The 17,762-nt window shown below is 65.9% G+C and carries 18 protein-coding genes; 12 read left to right on the forward strand and 6 right to left on the reverse strand.

Annotated elements, in window-relative coordinates:
- Positions 1–75 precede the first annotated feature (75 nt).
- Genes Q4S45_RS18535 through Q4S45_RS18545 form a run of 3 tightly spaced genes read left to right on the forward strand, consistent with a single transcriptional unit; the run spans position 76 to position 4,606 of the window.
- The gene (locus Q4S45_RS18535; RefSeq protein ID WP_305506830.1) at positions 76–1,755 is read left to right on the forward strand and encodes an FMN-binding glutamate synthase family protein; all 1,680 of its coding nucleotides are present in this window, start codon (positions 76–78) and stop codon (positions 1,753–1,755) included.
- A gap of 25 nt (positions 1,756–1,780) precedes the next feature.
- Positions 1,781–3,691 carry a CocE/NonD family hydrolase gene (locus Q4S45_RS18540; RefSeq protein ID WP_305506832.1) on the forward strand — a complete coding sequence of 637 codons (1,911 nt, stop codon included), beginning with the start codon at positions 1,781–1,783 and terminating at the stop codon, positions 3,689–3,691.
- A gap of 15 nt (positions 3,692–3,706) precedes the next feature.
- Positions 3,707–4,606, forward strand: a complete 900-nt coding sequence (locus tag Q4S45_RS18545; protein WP_305506834.1) for a DUF72 domain-containing protein — start codon at positions 3,707–3,709, stop codon at positions 4,604–4,606.
- 88 nt (positions 4,607–4,694) lie between these two features.
- Here the strand turns inward: Q4S45_RS18545 and Q4S45_RS18550 are convergent, their stop codons facing one another.
- From Q4S45_RS18550 to Q4S45_RS18560, 3 genes are read right to left on the reverse strand one after another with little or no spacing between them, the layout of a single operon-like run.
- Positions 4,695–4,931, reverse strand: coding sequence for a DUF6587 family protein (locus tag Q4S45_RS18550; RefSeq protein ID WP_305506836.1), 237 nt, complete (start codon positions 4,929–4,931; stop codon positions 4,695–4,697).
- Between the two features lies 1 nt (position 4,932).
- A complete protein-coding gene (locus Q4S45_RS18555; RefSeq protein WP_305506838.1) occupies positions 4,933–6,822 on the reverse strand; it encodes a ferrous iron transporter B in 1,890 nt (629 codons plus the stop codon).
- A gap of 2 nt (positions 6,823–6,824) precedes the next feature.
- On the reverse strand, positions 6,825–7,079 hold the full coding sequence (locus Q4S45_RS18560) for a ferrous iron transport protein A (RefSeq protein ID WP_305506840.1): 255 nt from the start codon (positions 7,077–7,079) through the stop codon (positions 6,825–6,827).
- A 279-nt stretch (positions 7,080–7,358) separates the two neighbouring features.
- Between Q4S45_RS18560 and Q4S45_RS18565 the strand changes: the two genes are divergently transcribed.
- The 5 genes from Q4S45_RS18565 to Q4S45_RS18585 all read left to right on the forward strand — a co-directional run bounded on the left by Q4S45_RS18565 (position 7,359) and on the right by Q4S45_RS18585 (position 10,919).
- The gene (locus Q4S45_RS18565; RefSeq protein WP_305506841.1) at positions 7,359–7,580 is read left to right on the forward strand and encodes a bacterioferritin-associated ferredoxin; all 222 of its coding nucleotides are present in this window, start codon (positions 7,359–7,361) and stop codon (positions 7,578–7,580) included.
- Between the two features lie 5 nt (positions 7,581–7,585).
- Positions 7,586–8,299, forward strand: a complete 714-nt coding sequence (locus Q4S45_RS18570; RefSeq protein ID WP_305506842.1) for an energy transducer TonB — start codon at positions 7,586–7,588, stop codon at positions 8,297–8,299.
- Positions 8,300–8,373: 74 nt separating this feature from the next.
- Positions 8,374–8,844, forward strand: coding sequence for a bacterioferritin (bfr, locus tag Q4S45_RS18575; RefSeq protein WP_305506844.1), 471 nt, complete (start codon positions 8,374–8,376; stop codon positions 8,842–8,844).
- A gap of 4 nt (positions 8,845–8,848) precedes the next feature.
- On the forward strand, positions 8,849–9,778 hold the full coding sequence (locus tag Q4S45_RS18580; RefSeq protein ID WP_305506846.1) for a DUF3616 domain-containing protein: 930 nt from the start codon (positions 8,849–8,851) through the stop codon (positions 9,776–9,778).
- Between the two features lie 115 nt (positions 9,779–9,893).
- Complete coding sequence (locus tag Q4S45_RS18585) at positions 9,894–10,919, forward strand: DUF3616 domain-containing protein (protein WP_305506848.1); 1,026 nt, start codon at positions 9,894–9,896, stop codon at positions 10,917–10,919.
- A gap of 153 nt (positions 10,920–11,072) precedes the next feature.
- Here the strand turns inward: Q4S45_RS18585 and Q4S45_RS18590 are convergent, their stop codons facing one another.
- Both Q4S45_RS18590 and Q4S45_RS18595 read right to left on the reverse strand, forming a co-directional pair.
- A complete protein-coding gene (locus Q4S45_RS18590; protein ID WP_305506850.1) occupies positions 11,073–12,017 on the reverse strand; it encodes a PfkB family carbohydrate kinase in 945 nt (314 codons plus the stop codon).
- Positions 12,014–12,622 (reverse strand): glutathione S-transferase N-terminal domain-containing protein, encoded by a 609-nt coding sequence (locus Q4S45_RS18595; protein ID WP_305506852.1) that lies wholly within the window; start codon positions 12,620–12,622, stop codon positions 12,014–12,016. Before Q4S45_RS18595 ends, Q4S45_RS18590 begins: the two co-directional genes overlap by 4 nt.
- Positions 12,623–12,769: 147 nt before the next feature.
- Here Q4S45_RS18595 and purB point away from each other — a divergent pair, with 147 nt between their 5' ends.
- The 4 genes from purB (at position 12,770) to Q4S45_RS18615 (ending at position 15,990) form a co-directional block, all read left to right on the forward strand.
- On the forward strand, positions 12,770–14,149 hold the full coding sequence (gene purB, locus Q4S45_RS18600; protein ID WP_305506854.1) for an adenylosuccinate lyase: 1,380 nt from the start codon (positions 12,770–12,772) through the stop codon (positions 14,147–14,149).
- 151 nt (positions 14,150–14,300) lie between these two features.
- Positions 14,301–14,825: a cytochrome b gene (locus Q4S45_RS18605; RefSeq protein ID WP_305506856.1), complete on the forward strand. Its 525-nt coding sequence runs from the start codon at positions 14,301–14,303 to the stop codon at positions 14,823–14,825.
- Between the two features lie 17 nt (positions 14,826–14,842).
- Positions 14,843–15,394 (forward strand): YceI family protein, encoded by a 552-nt coding sequence (locus Q4S45_RS18610; protein WP_305506858.1) that lies wholly within the window; start codon positions 14,843–14,845, stop codon positions 15,392–15,394.
- Between the two features lie 26 nt (positions 15,395–15,420).
- On the forward strand, positions 15,421–15,990 hold the full coding sequence (locus Q4S45_RS18615) for a YceI family protein (RefSeq protein WP_305506860.1): 570 nt from the start codon (positions 15,421–15,423) through the stop codon (positions 15,988–15,990).
- A gap of 130 nt (positions 15,991–16,120) precedes the next feature.
- Here the strand turns inward: Q4S45_RS18615 and Q4S45_RS18620 are convergent, their stop codons facing one another.
- Positions 16,121–17,620, reverse strand: coding sequence for a hypothetical protein (locus Q4S45_RS18620; RefSeq protein ID WP_305506867.1), 1,500 nt, complete (start codon positions 17,618–17,620; stop codon positions 16,121–16,123).
- Positions 17,621–17,762: the final 142 nt, after the last annotated feature.

Below are 17,762 nucleotides of genomic sequence, written 5' to 3' on the forward strand. Positions count from 1 at the left end.
GGTTTTCGCCCGGCCTGTAGCTTCCGCGTGGAAACAGAGTACACTCGACCCGCCTTGATTTCAGGAGTGTGCGCAATGTCGATTCCATCCGGCCGATACATGGCTTTGCTGATCGCTGCCTTCGTGTTCCTGCTGTCGTTGTGGATGGGCCTCAAGGGCGAGGACGGCTGGTGGCTCGCGGTGCCGAGCGGCGCGCTGGTGCTCGTTGGCATGGCCGACCTGTTGCAGACGCGCCACGCGCTGCGCCGCAACTATCCGATCATGGCGCACTTCCGCTATTTCTTCGAATCGATCCGGCCCGAGATCCGCCAGTACTTCCTGGAGGATGACACCGACGCCAAGCCTTTCTCGCGCAACCAGCGCAGCATCGTCTACCAGCGCGCCAAGGTGGAAACCGACAAGCGTCCGTTCGGCACCCAGCTCGACCTGTACCAGGCCGGCTACGAGTGGATCAACCATTCGATCCGCCCCGCCGACAACGCCGGCCACGACTTTCGCATCGAGATCGGCAACCATCCGGACTGCCCGCGCGCCCAGCCCTACCTGGCAAGCGTCTTCAATATCTCGGCGATGAGCTTCGGGGCGCTGTCGGCCAACGCGATCCTGGCGCTGAACGCCGGCGCCAAAGCGGGCGGCTTCATGCACGACACCGGCGAGGGCAGCATCAGCCGGTACCACCGCGAACACGGCGGCGACCTGGTGTGGGAAATCGGCTCGGGCTACTTCGGCTGCCGCAACGATGACGGCAGTTTTTCGGAGGAGCGCTTCGTCGCCAATGCGGCCAGCGCGCAAGTGAAGATGATCGAGGTGAAGCTGTCGCAGGGCGCCAAGCCGGGCCAGGGCGGCATCCTGCCCGGCGCCAAGGTGACGATCGAGATCGCCGCCGCGCGCGGCGTGCCGCCGGGGCGCGACTGCCTGTCGCCGGCCCGCCACTCGGCGTTTTCGACGCCCGTCGGCCTGCTCAATTTCGTCGAGCGGCTGCGCACTCTGTCGAGCGGCAAGCCGACCGGCTTCAAGCTGGCGATCGGTCACCCGTGGGAGTTTTTCGCCATCGTCAAGGCGATGCTCGAAACCGGCATCACGCCCGACTTCATCGTCGTCGACGGTGGCGAAGGCGGCACCGGCGCGGCGCCGGTGGAGTTCTCCGACCACGTCGGCACGCCCTTGCAGGAAGCGCTGCTGCTGGTGCATAACACCCTGGTCGGCGCCGGCCTGCGCGAGCGCATCAAGATCGGCGCGTCCGGCAAGATCGTCACCGCGTTCGACGTCGCGCGCACCATCGCGCTGGGCGCCGACTGGTGCAACTCGGCGCGCGGCTTCATGTTCGCGCTTGGCTGCGTGCAGTCGCAGAACTGCCACACCGACCGCTGCCCGACCGGCGTCGCCACCCAGGATGCACAGCGCCAGAAGGCGCTCGACGTGCCCGACAAGTCACAGCGTGTCGCGCACTTCCACCAGAATACGATGAAGGCGCTGTCCGAGTTGATTGCCGCGGCCGGCCTGACCCACCCATCGCAGCTGAAACCGCACCACATCGTGAGGCGCGTCTCGCCCAACCAGGTCAAGCTTGCCTCCGCGCTGCTGCCCTACCTGACGCCCGGCGAACTGCTCGACCCGGCGCAGCTGCATCGGCTGCCGCCGGTATTCGGCCTGTACTGGCCGGTCGCGCAGGCCGGCTCTTTCCAGCCGCTGCCCGAAGCACCAGTCAAGCCACACCGATTGCACGCCGCGACGGCGTCCGATAGTATGCAATGAGTCAACTGTTTCCCATGGAGATTGAATGTCCCATCGAGTCACGCTTCACCTGTCCGCGCTGTCCCTGATCCTCGCCGCGCTGCCCGCCCTCGCCCAGACCCCGGCGATGGCGCCGGACATCCCGAGCGCCAAGTTCGTCGCCCAGATCCCCGGCGCCGACTACGTCAAGCAGGTCGTGATGATCCCGATGCGCGACGGCGTCAAGCTCCACACGGTGATCGTGATCCCGAAAGGCGCGGCCCATGCGCCGATGATGCTGACCCGGACTCCCTACAACGCGGCCAAGCGCGCCGAGCGCAACATCAGCCCGCACATGGCGTCGATCCTGCCCGAGGGCGACGACGGCTTCATCGCCAACGGCTACATCCGCGTGTTCCAGGACGTGCGCGGCAAGTATGGCTCGGAAGGCGACTACGTGATGACGCGCCCAATCCGCGGGCCGCTCAACGACACCCCGGTGGACCACGCGACCGACGCTTACGACACGATCGACTGGCTGGTGAAGAACGTCCCGCAAAGTAACGGCAAGGTCGGCATGGTCGGCTCGTCGTACGAAGGCTTCACCGTGCTGATGGCGCTGGCCGATCCGCACCCAGCGCTCAAGGCCGCGGTGCCAATGAGCCCGATGGTGGACGGCTGGCGCGGCGACGACTGGTTCCATAACGGCGCCTTCCGCACCACCAACATCGATTACATCGGCGGCCAGACCGCCGCCCGCGGCGAAGGCGCGCGCCTGTCGACCGGCGTGTACGACGACTACGATGCGTGGCTGCGCGCCGGCTCGGTGTCCGACTACGCGAAGCAGTTCGGCGCCGAGCAGCTCAATTTCACGAAGAAGATTTTCGAACACCCGGCCTACGACAGCTACTGGCAGGGCCAGGCGCTCGACCGCATCCTTGGCGCCCGTCCGTTGAAGGTGCCGACCATGACCGTGGTGGGGCGCTGGGACCAGGAAGACATCTACGGCGCCTACGCGACCTACGCCGCGACCGAGCCGAAGGACACGCGCAACGACATGAACCACCTGGTGGTGGGACCGTGGCGTCACAGCGGCGTCAATTTCAACGGCTCGAGCCTTGGCGCGCTGCAGTTCACCGGCGACACCGCGGCCGAATTCCGCCGCGACGTGATGCTGCCCTTCTTCAACCAGTACCTGAAGGATGGCGCCCCGGCCGCGAACACGCCGCCGGTGTTCTCGTACCAGACCGGCACCAACAAGTGGCAGCGCCTGAACCAGTGGCCGCTGGCGCCGGCCGCCGCGCCGATCTACCTGAAGGATGGCTCCCGCCTCGGCTTCGACAAGCCCGCCGGCGGCGCGCAGTTCGACGAGTACGTGTCCGACCCGGCCAAGCCGGTGCCGTTCGTGCATCGCCCGGTGCGCATGGCCGAAGGCAAGGTGTGGCAGCCATGGCTGGTGGCCGACCAGCGCGGCTTCTCCGACCGCACCGACGTGCTGACCTACGTGACCGAACCGCTGAAGGCGCCGCTGCAAATCTCTGGCGAGCCGATGGTCAACCTGTTCGCCTCGACCAGCGGCACCGACGCCGACTGGGTGGTCAAGCTGATCGACGTGTATCCCGACGAAGTGTCCACGCAGCCGGAGATGGGAGGCTACCAACTGGGCATTTCGATGGACATCTTCCGCGGCCGCTACCGCCAGGGCTTCGACAAGCCGGCAGCTATCCCGGCAGGCAAAGTGGAGAAGTACCGCTTCGCGCTGCCGAACGCCGACCACGTATTCCTGCCCGGCCACCGCGTGATGGTGCAGATCCAGTCCAGCTGGTTCCCGCTGTACGACCGCAACCCGCAGACCTTCGTGCCGAACATCTTCTACGCCAAGCCCGGCGACTACCGCAAGGCCACCCAGCGCATCTATCACGCGCCGGGCATGGAGAGCACGATTGAACTGCCGGTGGTTGGAAAGGCGGCCCTGTAAGGGCAGAATGGATGGATGGGCAAGATCTACATCGGGATGTCGGGCTGGCGCTACCCGCCGTGGCGCGGCACGTTCTATCCCGATGGCCTGGCCCAGCACCGCGAGCTCGAATTCGCCTCGCGCGCGGTGTCCTCGATCGAACTCAATGGCTCGTTCTACTCCCTGCAGCGGCCGGAAAGCTACGCCGCCTGGCATGACGAAACGCCGCCCGGCTTCGTCTTCAGCGTCAAGGGCAACCGCTTCCTGACGCACATCCTGCGCCTCAAGAACATCGACGGGCCGCTGGCCAACGTGCTGGCGTCCGGCGTGTTCAAGCTGGGCGAAAAGCTCGGCCCCTTCCTATGGCAGTTCCCGCCCAACTTCCATTTCGATCCCGAGACGATGGAGCATTTCCTCAGCCTGCTGCCGCACGATACCGATGCGGGGCTGGAGCTGGCGCTAAAACACGAGGCGCGCATGAACGGGCGGACCGCGCTGGAGGTCGGCAAGAAGCGCAAGCTGCGCCACGCGATCGAGATCCGCCACGAGAGCTTCATCGACGAGGCCTTCATCGCGCTGCTGCGCAAGTACAAGGTGGCGGTGGTGGTGGCCGATACCGCCGGCAAGTGGCCGTATATCGAGGATGTGACCGCGGACTTCATCTACCTGCGGCTGCATGGCGACAAGGAGCTGTATGCAAGCGGCTACACCGAGAAGGCACTGGACCGTTGGGCGGAGAGGATCGGCGCTTGGTCCACGGGCGGGCAACCGGAGGATGCGCACCTGGTGTCGTCAAAAGCGCCGCCAAAGCGCGCGAGCCGCGATGTGTTCTGTTACTTCGACAACGACGTGAAGGTGCGCGCGCCGTTCGATGCGCGCAGGCTGATCGAGAAACTTGGGCTGGATCCGGAGGGGAAGCTGACGCCGCTCGATTGAGCACGCTCAGTATGGGTTCCTGCCTTCGCAGGAACGATAAATCTACCGCCGTCGTTCCTGCGAAGGCAGGAACCCATGCTGAAGGTGCTTATCTACGGACGATTTTGATGACGTGCTCTTTCGGCTCTTCGCACGCCTTGCACGTGTCGCAGCCGCTGCCGCAGCTCGACTCGGTATTGAGCCAGCTTGCCACCTTCGACTGGCTGGCGCCGCGCTTCGTCAGCAGATACACCAGCTTCGTGCGCCAGCTGGCCGGCAGGTACTTGCGCGCCACGTACAGGGCGGCAAACCCGACGATCAGCGCGACGACCAGGTTCTGGACCATGTCAGCTCCCCAGCGCCAGCGCGACGCGGTAGGTAATGAACGACGCCACGTACGCCAGCGAGAACATGTACCCCGCCATGATGAGCGGCCAGCGGATGCCGCCGGTCTCGCGCCGCACCACCGACAGCGTGGACAGGCACTGCGGCGCAAACACGTACCACGCCAGCAGCGACAGCGCGGTGGCCATGGTCCACGATTGCGCGATGATCGGCGTGAGCGAACTGGCCAGCGCTTCGCCGCTTTGCGACAGCGCGTACACGGTGCCGAGCGCGCCGACCGCCACTTCGCGCGCGGCCATGCCAGGCACCAGAGCGATGCATATCTGCCAGCCGAAGCCGATCGGCTCGAAAATCACCGACATGCCGCGGCCGATCATGCCGGCGATGCTGTAGTAGATGGCCGGATGGGTGGCGCCTTCCGGCGCGCCGGGGAAGCTGGAAAGGAACCACACCAGCACCATCAGGGTCAGGATAATCGTCCCTACTCGGGACAAAAATATTTTCGCGCGCTCCCACAGGCCCAGCGCCAGGTTCTGCAGGTGAGGCCAGTGGTAGCTAGGCAGCTCGAGCATCAGCGGCTGCTGGCCGCTGCCGCCCATGCTGCGCTTGAACACCCACGCCACCGCCATCGCGCTGACGATGCCGGCGAAATAAAGGACGAACAGCACCAGACCTTGAAGGCTGACGATGCCGCCGACCTCGCGGTTCGGGATGAAGGCGGCGATGATCAGCGCGTACACCGGCAGCCGCGCCGAGCAGGTCATCAGGGGGGCGATCATGATCGTCACCAGGCGGTCGCGCGGATTCTGGATCGTGCGCGCGGCCATGATGCCGGGGATGGCGCAGGCAAAGCTGGACAGCAGCGGGATGAAGGCGCGTCCCGACAGCCCCACGCCGCCCATCAGGCGGTCGAGCAGGAAGGCGGCGCGCGGCAGGTAGCCGCAGTCCTCCAGCGCGAGGATGAAGAAGAACAGGATCAGGATCTGCGGCAGGAACACCAGCACGCTGCCGACGCCGCCCAGGATGCCCTCGACCAGCAGGCTTTTCAGCATGCCGTCGGCCATGTGCCCGCCGATCCACTGGCCGACGTTGTCCACGCCGGCCTTGATCATGTCCATCGGCGGCGTAGCCCAGCTGAACACCGCCTGGAACACCAGGAACATCAGCGCCGCCAGCAGGAGCGGGCCGAGCACGGGATGCAGCACGAACTGGTCGATCTTCTCCGACAGGTTGCCGGTATCGTTGGCGTGGCTGGTGCAGGCGTCGAGGATGCGGCGCACTTCGCGCTGGGTGTCCTCCACCGACACCGCGTCGATCGCCGACAGCGGATTGGCCGCGCGCGGCGCGTCGTGGGGCAGCAGGTCGAGCGCGCGCAGCAGCGACTTTTCGCCGCCGCTTTGCACCGCGACCGTTTCCACCACCGGCATGCCGAGTTCCTCGGACAGCTTGTCGGCGTCGATGGTGATGCCGCGTTTTTGCGCGACGTCGACCATGTTCAGGGCCAGCACCATCGGCAGGCCGAGCCGCTTGATCTCGAGGACCAGGCGCAGGTTCAGGCGCAGGTTGGTGGCGTTGACGACGCAGACGATGGCGTCGGGCGCCTGTTCGCCGGCGCGCAGGCCGGCCACGACATCGCGCGTGATCGCTTCGTCGGGCGTCTGGGCCGACAGGCTGTAGGCGCCGGGCAGGTCGAGCAGGCGGATGGGACGACCGGCAGGCGAGACGAAGCTGCCTTCCTTGCGTTCGATGGTGACGCCGGCGTAGTTGGCCACTTTCTGGCGCGCGCCGGTCAGGCGGTTGAACAAGGCAGTCTTGCCGCAGTTGGGATTGCCCAGCAGGGCGATCAGCGGCGTGCGCGGGTCGGCCTGGACCCGCCGTTCGACAGCACCCATGCTTACTCCGGCTTGACCGATACCAGCGCCGCTTCGAAACGGCGCAGCGCGAAGGTCGACTGGCCGACCTTGATCGCCAGCGGACCGCCCTGCAGGCCGCGGCGCAGCATGCGGATCCGCTCGCCCGGCACGAAACCGAGTTCCATCAAGCGGCGCGACACGTCCACGTCCCCGTTCGTCGGCGCGAGGTGGATCACGGTGCCGCCCTGCCCCGCGGCGAGGGTGTCGAGTGTGGTCAGTGTCGAAGCTAAGGTCATGATGAGCTTTGGTCGGTGGATGAAGCAGATACTAGCATCATAAACGGTAATGCGAATTATTTCTATTTACGATTCTACCACTGTGCTGATCAATTGCACGCGGCTGCAACAAAAACAGGCAGCGTCAGCCGGTAATTTCCGCGCCGGGCCTGCGTTTGCTCAAAAAAAAGGCTTGCGTTGGCCGACGAGTTAGGACAAACTCTCAATCGTAATGATAATGATTCTCATTCTGGACAAATCGCCAACTGCCGAAATGTCCACTCTTCAGAAGGTGCAAGAATGATCGTTTGTGTCTGCAACAACATCTCCGACCGTGAAATCCGCCAGGCGGTGGACCTTGGCCTGTCCTCCATGGACGAGCTGCGCAGCGACCTGGGCGTGGCTACCTGCTGCGGCAAGTGCGCCGACTACGCCGAACAGGTGTTCAACGAGCACGTCGAACGTACCAGCACGACCACCACCGTTACCGAACTGTCGTTTCGCCCTAGCCAGGTTGCCTGACACCGGTGGGCGCGCATAGCTTCTCGCCCTACCCTCCCATCGGCGCCCCGGGCGCCGCGATCGGCCGCCTGCGCGGCCAGTTCACTCCCCTGTTCCTGATCGCCGCCGTCCACGCGCTGGTGTTGTATGGAATCTACAGCGGCCTGCTGCATCGGGTGGCCCACGATGCGGCGCCGGCCGAAGTGTTCGTCAGCCTGCTGGCCGCCACGCCGCCCCCGCCGCCCGAGCCCGAGGTGGTGCCGCCGGCCGAAGTGCAGGCGATCGAGCCGCCCGAGGTCACCGTACCCACCACCGTCATCGATATCGCGCCTGCCCAGCCGCCGGCCAGCCCGGCCGCACCTGTTGCCGCCGCGGGCGCCGTGGCTGCGCCGGCCGGCCCTGGCGTGGGCGCAGCGTCCGCTCCCTCCGCCGCCGCTCCCGCGCCGCCAGCCACGCCGCGCACGATCACGTCCGGCGTCGAATACATCAGGCCGCCCCAGCCCGACTACCCTGCGGTCTCGCGCCGCCTGGGCGAACAAGGCCGGGTCGTGCTGCGCATCCTGGTCGGAGAAACCGGCCTGCCCGAGCAGGTGCAGGTGCAGACGTCGTCCGGCTTCGCCCGGCTCGACGAAGCCGGACGCCAAGCCGCCCTGCGCGCCCAGTTCAAGCCGCACCTCGAAGACGGCCGCCCGGTCGCCGTGTACGTGGTGGTCCCGCTCAACTTCAAGCTGGGCGGCTAAGCGGCGCACAATTCATCCGTGCCGGGTTCGTGGTTTGCTATGATGTTCTTAATCTCACCACACGAAAGCACTCCATGAAGGGCGATCCGAACATCATCCGTCTGCTCAACGCGCAGCTGACCAACGAGCTGACTGCGGTGAATCAGTATTTCCTGCATGCGCGCATGTACCGCCACTGGGGCCTGGAAAAGCTGGGCAAGAAGGAATACGACGAGTCGATCGGCGAAATGAAGCACGCCGACAAGCTGATCGACCGCATCCTGATGCTCGACGGACTGCCCAACCTGCAGGCCCTGCACAAGCTGCTGATCGGCGAGAACACCGAGGAAATGCTCAACTGCGACCTGCAGCTCGAGCGCGCCGCCCAGGTCACCGTCAAGGAAGGCGTGGCGGAGTGCGAAAAGGCCGGCGACTTCGTCTCGCGCGAGCTGTTCGTGGGCATCCTGCAGGACACCGAAGAGCACATCGAGTGGCTGGAAACCCAGCTCGACCTGATCGCCAAGATCGGCATCCAGAACTACCTGCAGAGCCAGATGGGCGAGTAAGCCCATGATCGAGCGCTACGCCGGCTTGTGCGACGCCTCCGCGGCGGTCGCGATCGGGCAAGGCCACTTCGCCGTGGCCGACGACGAGCTGGACGTATTGCGCATCTACCGCCGCGGCGCGCCCGAGCCAGTAAGCGCGCTCGATCTTGGCGACTATCTGCAGAACCGCCGTGCCGACGGCAAGCGCGACGAAGCCGACATCGAAGGCTCGGCCCTGATCGGCACGCGCATCTACTGGATCAGTTCGCACGCGCGCAAGGGCAAGGATGGCGCGCTGGCGCCGCACCGCTGGCGCTTCTTCGCCACCGACATCATCGCCGCAACGCCGGCGCCGACGCTGCTGCCCGCCCCCACTCCCCCGTATGAAGCGCTGCTGGCCGACATGCTGGCCGATCCGCGCTTCGCCGAACTGCGCGAAGCGAGCGCACGCAATCCCGAGGCCGAGGGCGGCCTGAACATCGAAGGGCTCGCCGCCACGCGCGCCGGCGGCCTGCTGATCGGCTTTCGCAATCCGCTGCCGAAGGGCATGGCGCTAGCCATTCCGCTGCTTAACCCCGCCGCTGTCATTGAAGGCGCCGCCAGGCCGGAGTTCGGCGACCTGATCCGGCTCGACCTGGGCGCGCGCGGCTTTCGCAGCGTCGAACTGGTGGGCGACGACTACCTGATCGTGGCCGGCCCCAGCGGCGAGGCGTCGGCCAGCACGGCGACGCCGCGCTTCGCGCTGTATCGGTGGACCGGGCTGGGCGGGCCGGCGCCGAAGCTGGTGCAAAGCCTGGACGCGGGAAGCTTTCGGCCGGAGGCGCTGTTTCTCGATCCGATCGCAGATGAGATTGTGTTGCTCAGCGACGACGGCGACGAAGAAATCGGCGGGCGCAAATGCAAGCAATTGCCGGCGGCGCAAAAAGCGTTCCGGGCGATGTCGCTTAAACTGTAAGCGAAGATGGGGTCAGGTCCGCGGGACCAGACCCCGCCTTCCGGTTGGCGGCGCCGACAGAGCCGGCGGTCTGGTCCTGCGGATCTGACCTATTCCCTTCCTTGAGGAGCGCACGATGACCCGCTTGCCTTCCACCCTGATTGCCGCCGCCATCGCCTGCACCGCGATCGCCGCCCATGCCGAAGAACGCTACACCGGCATGTGCGACGCCTCGGCCGCGGTGGCGCTCGGCTACGGCCGCTTTGTCGTCGCCGACGATGAACTCGACGTGCTGCGCATCTATCAGAAATCGGCCAGCGCGCCGGTCGGATCGCTGGACCTGATCGACTACCTGCACAACCGCAAGGGGACGGACAAGAATCACGAGGGCGACATTGAAGGCGCCGCGGTCATCGGCGACCGCATCTACTGGATCAGCTCGCACGCCCGCAAGGGCAAGGACGGCTCGGTGGACCCGCACCGCCAGCGCCTGTTCGCCACGACGCTGGCCGGCGCGGGCAATGCGGCGACCGTCCAGCTGGCGCCCGAACCGCCCTATGAATCCCTGCTGGCAGACCTGGTCGCGGCACCCGGATTTGCCGTGCTGGCCGAAGCCAGCAAGTTCGGCCCCGAGGACGCGCCGCCGAAGGAAGGCCTCAACATCGAGGGCCTGGCCGCCACGCCGGACGGCGCACTGCTCATCGGATTTCGCAGCCCGCAGCCGGGCAAGATGGCGCTGGTGGTGCCGCTGGCCAATCCGGCCGAGCTCATCGCGGGCAAGGGCAAGGTCAAGCCGAAGTTCGGCGCGCTGATCCGGCTGGACCTGGGCGGGCGCGGCATCCGCAGCTTCGAGCGGGTCGGCAGCGACTACCTGATCGTCGCCGGTCCGCGCGGCGAAGCGAAAGACAGCTCCGTCAAGCCGGCGTTTGCACTGTATCGCTGGAGCGGCTCGGGCGGCGCGGCGCCAAAGAAGGTGCACGATCTCGACCAGGGCAGCTTTCGCCCCGAGGCGCTGTTCTTCGACCCGGACAGCAAGGAACTGGTGATGCTCAGCGACGATGGCGACGAAGCCGTCGGCGCGATGAAGTGCAAGGACAAGGACCTGGCGGCCAAGAATAAATCGTTCCGGGTCATGCGCATGGCGTGGCCGCCGGCAAAGTAGCGCGAAGTCGGGGTCTGGTCCTGCGGACCTGACCCCATTTTGATTTTTCGGTCACCGAAAACATCGTGTGAGTTCGAGGTCGTCGACATTTTTCAACATGGGGTCAGGTCCGCAGGACCAGACCCCGATCCTTGCGAGCCGCGCCAAAACGGCCTAGCGCCAGCGCGCCACCCACTTGTCGTAGAAGCCGATGTCGCGCGGTACCGCGCCCGACACCGCGCAGATGGCGCCGGCGAATTCGTTGGCGCGCGCCAGCGTCAGCTCGAGCGGCCAGCCGCGCGCGCGCCCCAGCAGGAAGATCGCCGAGAACGCATCGCCCGCGCCCACCGTGTCGATAACGAACGGCGGCGCCGGGTTGTCGCGGTTGACGATCAGCGCGTCGTCGGCGCCGAAATACACCGAGCCGCGATGGCCCAGCGTGACGATCAGCGCTTCGAGTTCGAACATGTCGAGCAGCGCGCGGCACGCGGCATGCACCTCGCTGGTGGCGAGCGTGGTGGCCGGCGCGATCTGGAAGAACCACTCGAACAGCGCCTGCAGCTCTTCCTCGTTGACCTTGACGATGTCGGCCGCCTTCAGCGATTCGGTCACGCAGCCGCGGTCGATCTGGCCTTCGCGCAGGTTCAGGTCGAGAAAGCGCGTCGCGCTGGCGCCGTCCAGCAGCTGGTGCAGGGTGTCGCGCGAGCGCGGCGCGCGCTGCGCCAGCGTGCCGAAATAGAAGGCCGCCGGCGCCACGCCGGCCAGCGCTTCCAGCGCATGGACCGGGTCGATGAAATCGTAAGCCTGCTTCGGCAGGATCACGAAGCGGTGGCCGTCGGGGCGGCGCTCGGCCAGCACGCGGCCGGTTTCTTCCATGCGGTCGAGCTGCAGGCCGGCCTCGGACATGGCGAAGCGCTCGAACTCGCCGCGCACCACCGCGCCGTTATGGTCGTCGCCGATGCGGGTGATCATCAGCTGCGGCTCCATGAAGGCCGCCAGGTTGCGCGCCACGTTGAAAGGCGCCCCGCCGACCTGCTGCTCGGTGACGAAGTCGTCGACCAGCGCTTCGCCGAACACCACGATGGTGCGCGCGCCCTCCTGCTTGAGGACGGGGATCACTGCGGCACGGATTCTTTGAACGAGGCGCGCTCGGACAGCTTGTCGAACAGCCGCGCGAGGTTCGGGTAGTCGCCGCGCCAGCCGATTTCGGGGAAGCGGAACTGCAGCCAGCCCAGGCAGCAGCCGACGGCGACATCGGCCAGCGTGTAATGGTTGCCCTTGCAGAAAGGCGACTCGCCCAGCTCGGCCGACATCACCGACAGGCCGGCGTGGACCTTGCCCATCTGGCGCGCGATCCAGTCGGCGCTTTGCTGCTCGGCCGGGCGCAGCGTCTTCTCGAGGCGCACCAGCACTGCGGCGTCAAGCACGCCGTCGGCCAGCGCTTCCCACACCTTGACGTCGGCGCGATCGCGGCCGTTCGGCGGCAGCAGCTTGCACACGGGCGTGAGCGTATCGAGGTATTCGGCGATGACGCGCGAGTCGTACATCGGGCGGCCGTCTTCCATCACCAGGCAAGGCACCTTGCCGAGCGGGTTGGCCAGGTGGATGGTGGTCTCGGAGGCCCAGACGTTTTCCAATTCGAACGAGTAATCGAGCTTCTTTTCCGCCAGGACGACACGCACCTTGCGGACATAGGGACTGGTAACCGATCCGATGAGTTTCATGGGCACTTTTTGTAAATGATTGGAGGCCAGTATAGCATCGGCAAGACGCCCGATGGCGGGCCCGCGGCGCGAATTCGGTATGGCCGCAACATCGGCGGCGCCGGGCGCCCGGTGGTAAAATCGCTGTTTTGCCCAGCCCCTTCCGCCATGACCTCCACCGCCCCGTACTCCACCCTGTCCGCCCTGTCTCCGCTCGACGGCCGCTACGCCGCCAAGACCGACAAGCTGCGTCCGATCCTGTCCGAAGCCGGCTTCATGCACCATCGCGTGAAGGTCGAAATCGCGTGGCTGCAGGCGCTGTCGCAGGCCGGCTTCGCCGAGATCAAGCCGTTCTCGAAAGAGGCCAACGCGCTGCTCGACAAGATGGCGGCCGACTTCACGGAAGCCCACGCGGCGCGCATCAAGGAGATCGAAGCGGTCACCAACCATGACGTCAAGGCGGTCGAGTACTGGCTGAAGGAACAGGTCAAGGACGTGCCGGAACTGGTCGCGGCCACCGAGTTCATTCACTTCGCCTGCACCTCGGAAGACATCAACAACACCTCGCACGGCATGATGCTCAAGGCCGCGCGCGACGGCGTCATCGTGCCCGCGCTGCAGTCGGTGATCGACAAGCTGCGCGAGATCGCCCACGCCAACGCCGCGCTGCCGATGCTCTCGCGCACCCACGGCCAGACCGCCAGCCCGACCACGCTTGGCAAGGAATTCGCCAACGTCGTCGCCCGTCTCGATCGCGCCGTCAAGCGCATCGCCGCGGTCGAAATCCTCGGCAAGATGAACGGCGCCGTCGGCAACTACAACGCCCACCTGTCGGCCTATCCGCAGTTCGACTGGCCGGCGTTCTCGAAGGACGTGATCGAGCAGCGCCTCGGCCTGACCTTCAACCCGTACACCATCCAGATCGAGCCGCACGACTACATGGCCGAGATGTTCGACGCCATCGCGCGCGCCAACACCATCCTGCTCGACCTGAACCGCGACATCTGGACCTACGTGTCGCTGGGCTACTTCAAGCAGCGCCTGAAGGCCGGCGAGATCGGCTCCTCGACCATGCCGCACAAGGTCAACCCGATCGACTTCGAAAACTCCGAAGGCAACCTGGGCCTGGCCAACGCCATGCTCAAGCACCTGTCCGAGAAGCTGCCGGTATCGCGCATGCAGCGCGACCTGACCGATTCGACCGTGCTGCGCAACATCGGCGTCGGTTTCGGCTACGCGCTGCTGGCCTACGACAGCTGCCTGCGCGGGCTGAACAAGCTGGAAGTGAATGCGGCGCGCCTGGAGCAGGACCTGGACGCCAACTGGGAAGTGCTGGCCGAGCCGGTGCAGACGGTGATGCGCCGCTACGGCGTGGAGAACCCGTACGAGCAGCTCAAGGAACTGACGCGCGGCAAGGGCATTTCGAAAGACGCGCTGCGCGAGTTCATCCTGACCCTGGCGGTGCCGCAGGAAGCGAAAGACTTGCTGCTGCAGATGACGCCGGCCAATTACATCGGCATCGCGGCCAAGCTGGCTGCAGAGATCTGATCAACATGGGGTCAGGTCCGCGGGACCAGACCCCGGACTTCGGCAGCATCGGGGTCTGGTCCTGCGGACCTGACCCCATTTTCTTGCCTGCACACATCCACTTCCAAATTGCGGTACTATTAGTCCTAACACGTACTAATTGGACCTGCCGATGCAGCGCTACACCCGTCCCGCCATCCTGTTTCACTGGCTGATCGCCCTGCTGATCATCGGCGCCTTCACGCTCGGCCTGGTAATGACCGACATCCCCGGCATCACCCCGACCAAGCTTAAATATTTTTCCTGGCACAAATGGGCCGGCGTCACCGTGCTGCTGCTGGCGACCCTGCGTCTGCTGTGGCGCCTGGCCAACACCGCCCCCGCCTATCCGGACAGCATGAAGCGCTGGGAACAGCAGGCCGCGCACCACCTGCACCTGCTGCTCTACGTGCTGATGTTCGCCGTGCCGCTGTCGGGCTACTTTTACACCCTGGCGGCCGGCGTGCCGGTGGTATATTTCGGCGTGTTGCCGCTGCCTGTGCTGATCGACGCCAACCCCGAATTGAAGCCGCTGTTGAAGGAAGTACACTACTGGCTGACCATGGGCCTGGCCGGCGCGGTCGGCCTGCACATCGCCGCCGCGCTCAAGCATGCCTTCATCGACCGCGACGGCGTCATGAAACGTATGCTTCCCTGATTTTCTAGGAGACCAAGATGAACAAGAAATCCCTGATCGCCGCCGCCCTGCTCGGCGTCGCACTGGCCGCCGGCGCCATCCCGCTCAAGACCGATGTCGCCCACAGCACCGTGGCCGCCGTGTTCAAGCAGATGAACGTGCCGGTCGAAGCGAAATTCAAGAAGTTCAGCGCGCAGATCGACTACGACGCCGCCAAACCGGAAAGCGCGAAGGCCAGCGTGGATATCGAAACGGCCAGCCTGGACCTGGGCGACGCCGACATGAACAAGGAAGTGGCGAAGAAGGACTGGTTCAATTCGGCCCAGTTCCCGAAAGCGAACTTCACCTCCTCGTCGATCAAGCCGGCCGGCGCCGGCAAGCTGACCGTCGCCGGCAAACTGGCGATCAAGGGCAAGACCCAGGACGTGAGCTTCCCCCTGAGCGTCAAGGCCGAAGGCGGCAAGCAGGTATTCGAGGGAACGCTGCCGATCAAGCGGCTGGCGTTCAACATCGGCGAAGGCGAGTGGAAGGACACCAGCATGGTGGCCGACGAAGTCGTCATCAAATTCCGCGTCATCGCGGCGCAGTAACCACTTTTTCACACAAAGGAAACCGCATGAAAATCAAGCACCTGATCGTTGCCCTGCTCGCGGCCAGCGCCGCGTCGGCCTTCGCCGCCGACACCTACAACATCGACCCGAGCCACACCTTCCCGAGCTTCGAGGCCGACCACGCCGGCATGTCCGTCTTCCGCGGCAAGTTCAACAAGACCAGCGGCACCGTCGCGCTCGACCGGGCGGCCAAGACCGGCGCGGTGGACATCACGATCGACGCCAACTCGCTCGATTTCGGCATCGAAGGCCTGAACAAGCACGCCAAGACCGCCGACATGTTCGACGTCGAGAAATTCCCGACCGCGACCTACAAGTCCAATTCGATCGTCTTCAAGGGCGACGTGCCGGCGGCGATCAACGGCGAGCTGACGCTGCATGGCGTGACCAAGCCGGTGACGCTGACGATCAACAAGTTCAAGTGCATCCAGCACCCGCGCCTCAAGCGCGAATGGTGCGGCGCCGATGCGTCGGGCCAGTTCAGCCGCGCCGACTTCGGCATCGGCTTTGGCACCCCGACGTTCTCGCCGGAAGTGAAGCTGGCGATCCAGATCGAAGCGATCAAGGCCAACTAAGGTCAACAGCAGGGTCCGGCCCTTACAGCGGGACAGACCCACGCAAAAAAGCCTCGCCGAAGCGAGGCTTTTTCAATTGAGCGGAAGCCAAGGGTCTGACCCGAACTGCGGGTCAGACCCAGGTGTTGACTCAACGGCCGTCGTGATCCGAGTCGCCAGGAATGGCGCGCTCGACCTTGTCCCACGCAGCGCGGGTCGCCGACTTGGCTTCGTTCCACGACAGGCGCGATGCACCCTTGACCGAGTTCCAGTCCTGCGCCAGGTCGTTTTCGACGCTGTCGAAGCTCTGGCCGATGTAACGGCCGCGGCTGTTGTAGCCCAGCGCGTAGGCCGGACCGTAGTCGTCGTAGGAGTACTGCGACGAGTAGTATGGCGCCTTGGTGTACGAATCGCGCCAGTAGGTGTCTTCCGCCGCCGGATTGACCACGGTGGCAGCCGCGTGACCTGCAGCGCCGCCAGCCAGCGCGCCGATTGCCGCGCCAGCAGCCATGCCGACAGGACCGCCGACCGCGCCGATCGCCGCGCCGGTTGCCGCACCGGCGCCCGCGCCTACGCCCTTGGCCAGGCCATGGTCACCGAGATCGTCGCCGGCCTTCGGATTGGCCACTTCGCCCGCGCCGCGGCCAGCCAGGCCGCCCGCGATACCGCCGATGGCAGCACCAGCGGCCATGCCGACAGGGCCGCCGACCGCGCCGATGGCCGCGCCGGTTGCAGCGCCTGCGCCAGCGCCGACACCTTTGGCCAGGCCGTGGTCGGCCAGGTCATCGCCAGCTTTTGGATTGGCTACTTCAGCCGCGCCGCGACCAGCCAGGCCGCCGGCGATACCACCGATGGCCGCACCGGCCGCCATGCCGATCGGGCCGCCGACCGCGCCAGCGGCCGCACCCATCGCGGCACCGCTGCCAGCGCCGACGCCTTTGGCGAAGTGGTGCTCGGCCAGGTCGTCGCCAGCCTTCGGATTGACGACTTCCGCCGCGCCCTTGCCAGCCATGCCGCCGGCGATGCCGCCGATTGCCGCGCCAGCCAGGGTGCCGACAGGACCGGCGACCGAGCCGATCGCCGCGCCGGTGGCAGCGCCGCCAGCGGCGCCAACGCCGGTACCGATGATGTGCTCACCGGCGTTTTCGGTCCAGCTGCGCTCGATGTGCGCTGCGTCTTCGTCCGAACGTGGGGTCACGCCCATCAGGATGCCGCCGTTCTTGATGCCCTCTTCATAGTGCACCACGCGCTCTTCCGGAATGCCGGCGCCGATCAGCGCGCCAACCAGGCCGCCCGCCACGCCGCCGGCGCCGGCGCCAGCCAGTGCCGCTGCGATTGGGCCGGCCACGACCAGGCCGATGCCTGGCAGGACCAGCGTGGTGCCGACGGCAGCGATGCCGGCCAGCACGGCGCCGATGGTGCCGCCGATGCCGGCGCCGATGCCCGCGCCTTCGGCAGCCTTGCTGCCCAGCTCAGTGTCGGTGTCGGCGAAATGGGTCTTGCGGGTGTCGTCCGACATCATCAGCGTGACGTCGTCCTTGTTGTAGCCGCGGTCGGCCAGCGAGGAATAGGCGCGCTCGGCGCTGTCGCGATCGCGGAAAAGGCCGGTGACCATACGGGAATTCTTAGCGGTTGGATCGTAGTTGCTCATGTCGTATTTCCTTTCGAATTATCGGTGGGGTCCCGCAAAAAACACTTGGAAGTTAATTGCCAGTGCTGCAACATTAAGGCCGTGCGACGAACCGCTCTGTTCGTTGACGCACCCAGCACGCGACATTCCATGCGGCATGTTT

The sequence above is a fragment of the Massilia sp. R2A-15 genome, assembly GCF_030704305.1.
Lineage (GTDB): Bacteria > Pseudomonadota > Gammaproteobacteria > Burkholderiales > Burkholderiaceae_D > JAFCUW01.

Bases quoted from the DNA above. Each gene is read 5' to 3' on its own strand.
- Q4S45_RS18605 (WP_305506856.1), top strand. From the start codon at position 14,301: ATGCAGCGCTACACCCGTCCCGCCATCCTGTTTCACTGGCTGATCGCC.
- Q4S45_RS18585 (WP_305506848.1), top strand. From the start codon at position 9,894: ATGACCCGCTTGCCTTCCACCCTGATTGCCGCCGCCATCGCCTGCACC.
- Q4S45_RS18550 (WP_305506836.1), bottom strand. From the start codon at position 4,931: ATGGTCCAGAACCTGGTCGTCGCGCTGATCGTCGGGTTTGCCGCCCTG.
- Q4S45_RS18620 (WP_305506867.1), bottom strand. From the start codon at position 17,620: ATGAGCAACTACGATCCAACCGCTAAGAATTCCCGTATGGTCACCGGC.
- bfr (WP_305506844.1), top strand. From the start codon at position 8,374: ATGAAGGGCGATCCGAACATCATCCGTCTGCTCAACGCGCAGCTGACC.
- Q4S45_RS18535 (WP_305506830.1), top strand. From the start codon at position 76: ATGTCGATTCCATCCGGCCGATACATGGCTTTGCTGATCGCTGCCTTC.
- Q4S45_RS18560 (WP_305506840.1), bottom strand. From the start codon at position 7,079: ATGACCTTAGCTTCGACACTGACCACACTCGACACCCTCGCCGCGGGG.
- Q4S45_RS18540 (WP_305506832.1), top strand. From the start codon at position 1,781: ATGTCCCATCGAGTCACGCTTCACCTGTCCGCGCTGTCCCTGATCCTC.
- Q4S45_RS18595 (WP_305506852.1), bottom strand. From the start codon at position 12,622: ATGAAACTCATCGGATCGGTTACCAGTCCCTATGTCCGCAAGGTGCGT.
- Q4S45_RS18615 (WP_305506860.1), top strand. From the start codon at position 15,421: ATGAAAATCAAGCACCTGATCGTTGCCCTGCTCGCGGCCAGCGCCGCG.
- purB (WP_305506854.1), top strand. From the start codon at position 12,770: ATGACCTCCACCGCCCCGTACTCCACCCTGTCCGCCCTGTCTCCGCTC.
- Q4S45_RS18610 (WP_305506858.1), top strand. From the start codon at position 14,843: ATGAACAAGAAATCCCTGATCGCCGCCGCCCTGCTCGGCGTCGCACTG.
- Q4S45_RS18555 (WP_305506838.1), bottom strand. From the start codon at position 6,822: ATGGGTGCTGTCGAACGGCGGGTCCAGGCCGACCCGCGCACGCCGCTG.
- Q4S45_RS18565 (WP_305506841.1), top strand. From the start codon at position 7,359: ATGATCGTTTGTGTCTGCAACAACATCTCCGACCGTGAAATCCGCCAG.
- Q4S45_RS18545 (WP_305506834.1), top strand. From the start codon at position 3,707: ATGGGCAAGATCTACATCGGGATGTCGGGCTGGCGCTACCCGCCGTGG.
- Q4S45_RS18580 (WP_305506846.1), top strand. From the start codon at position 8,849: ATGATCGAGCGCTACGCCGGCTTGTGCGACGCCTCCGCGGCGGTCGCG.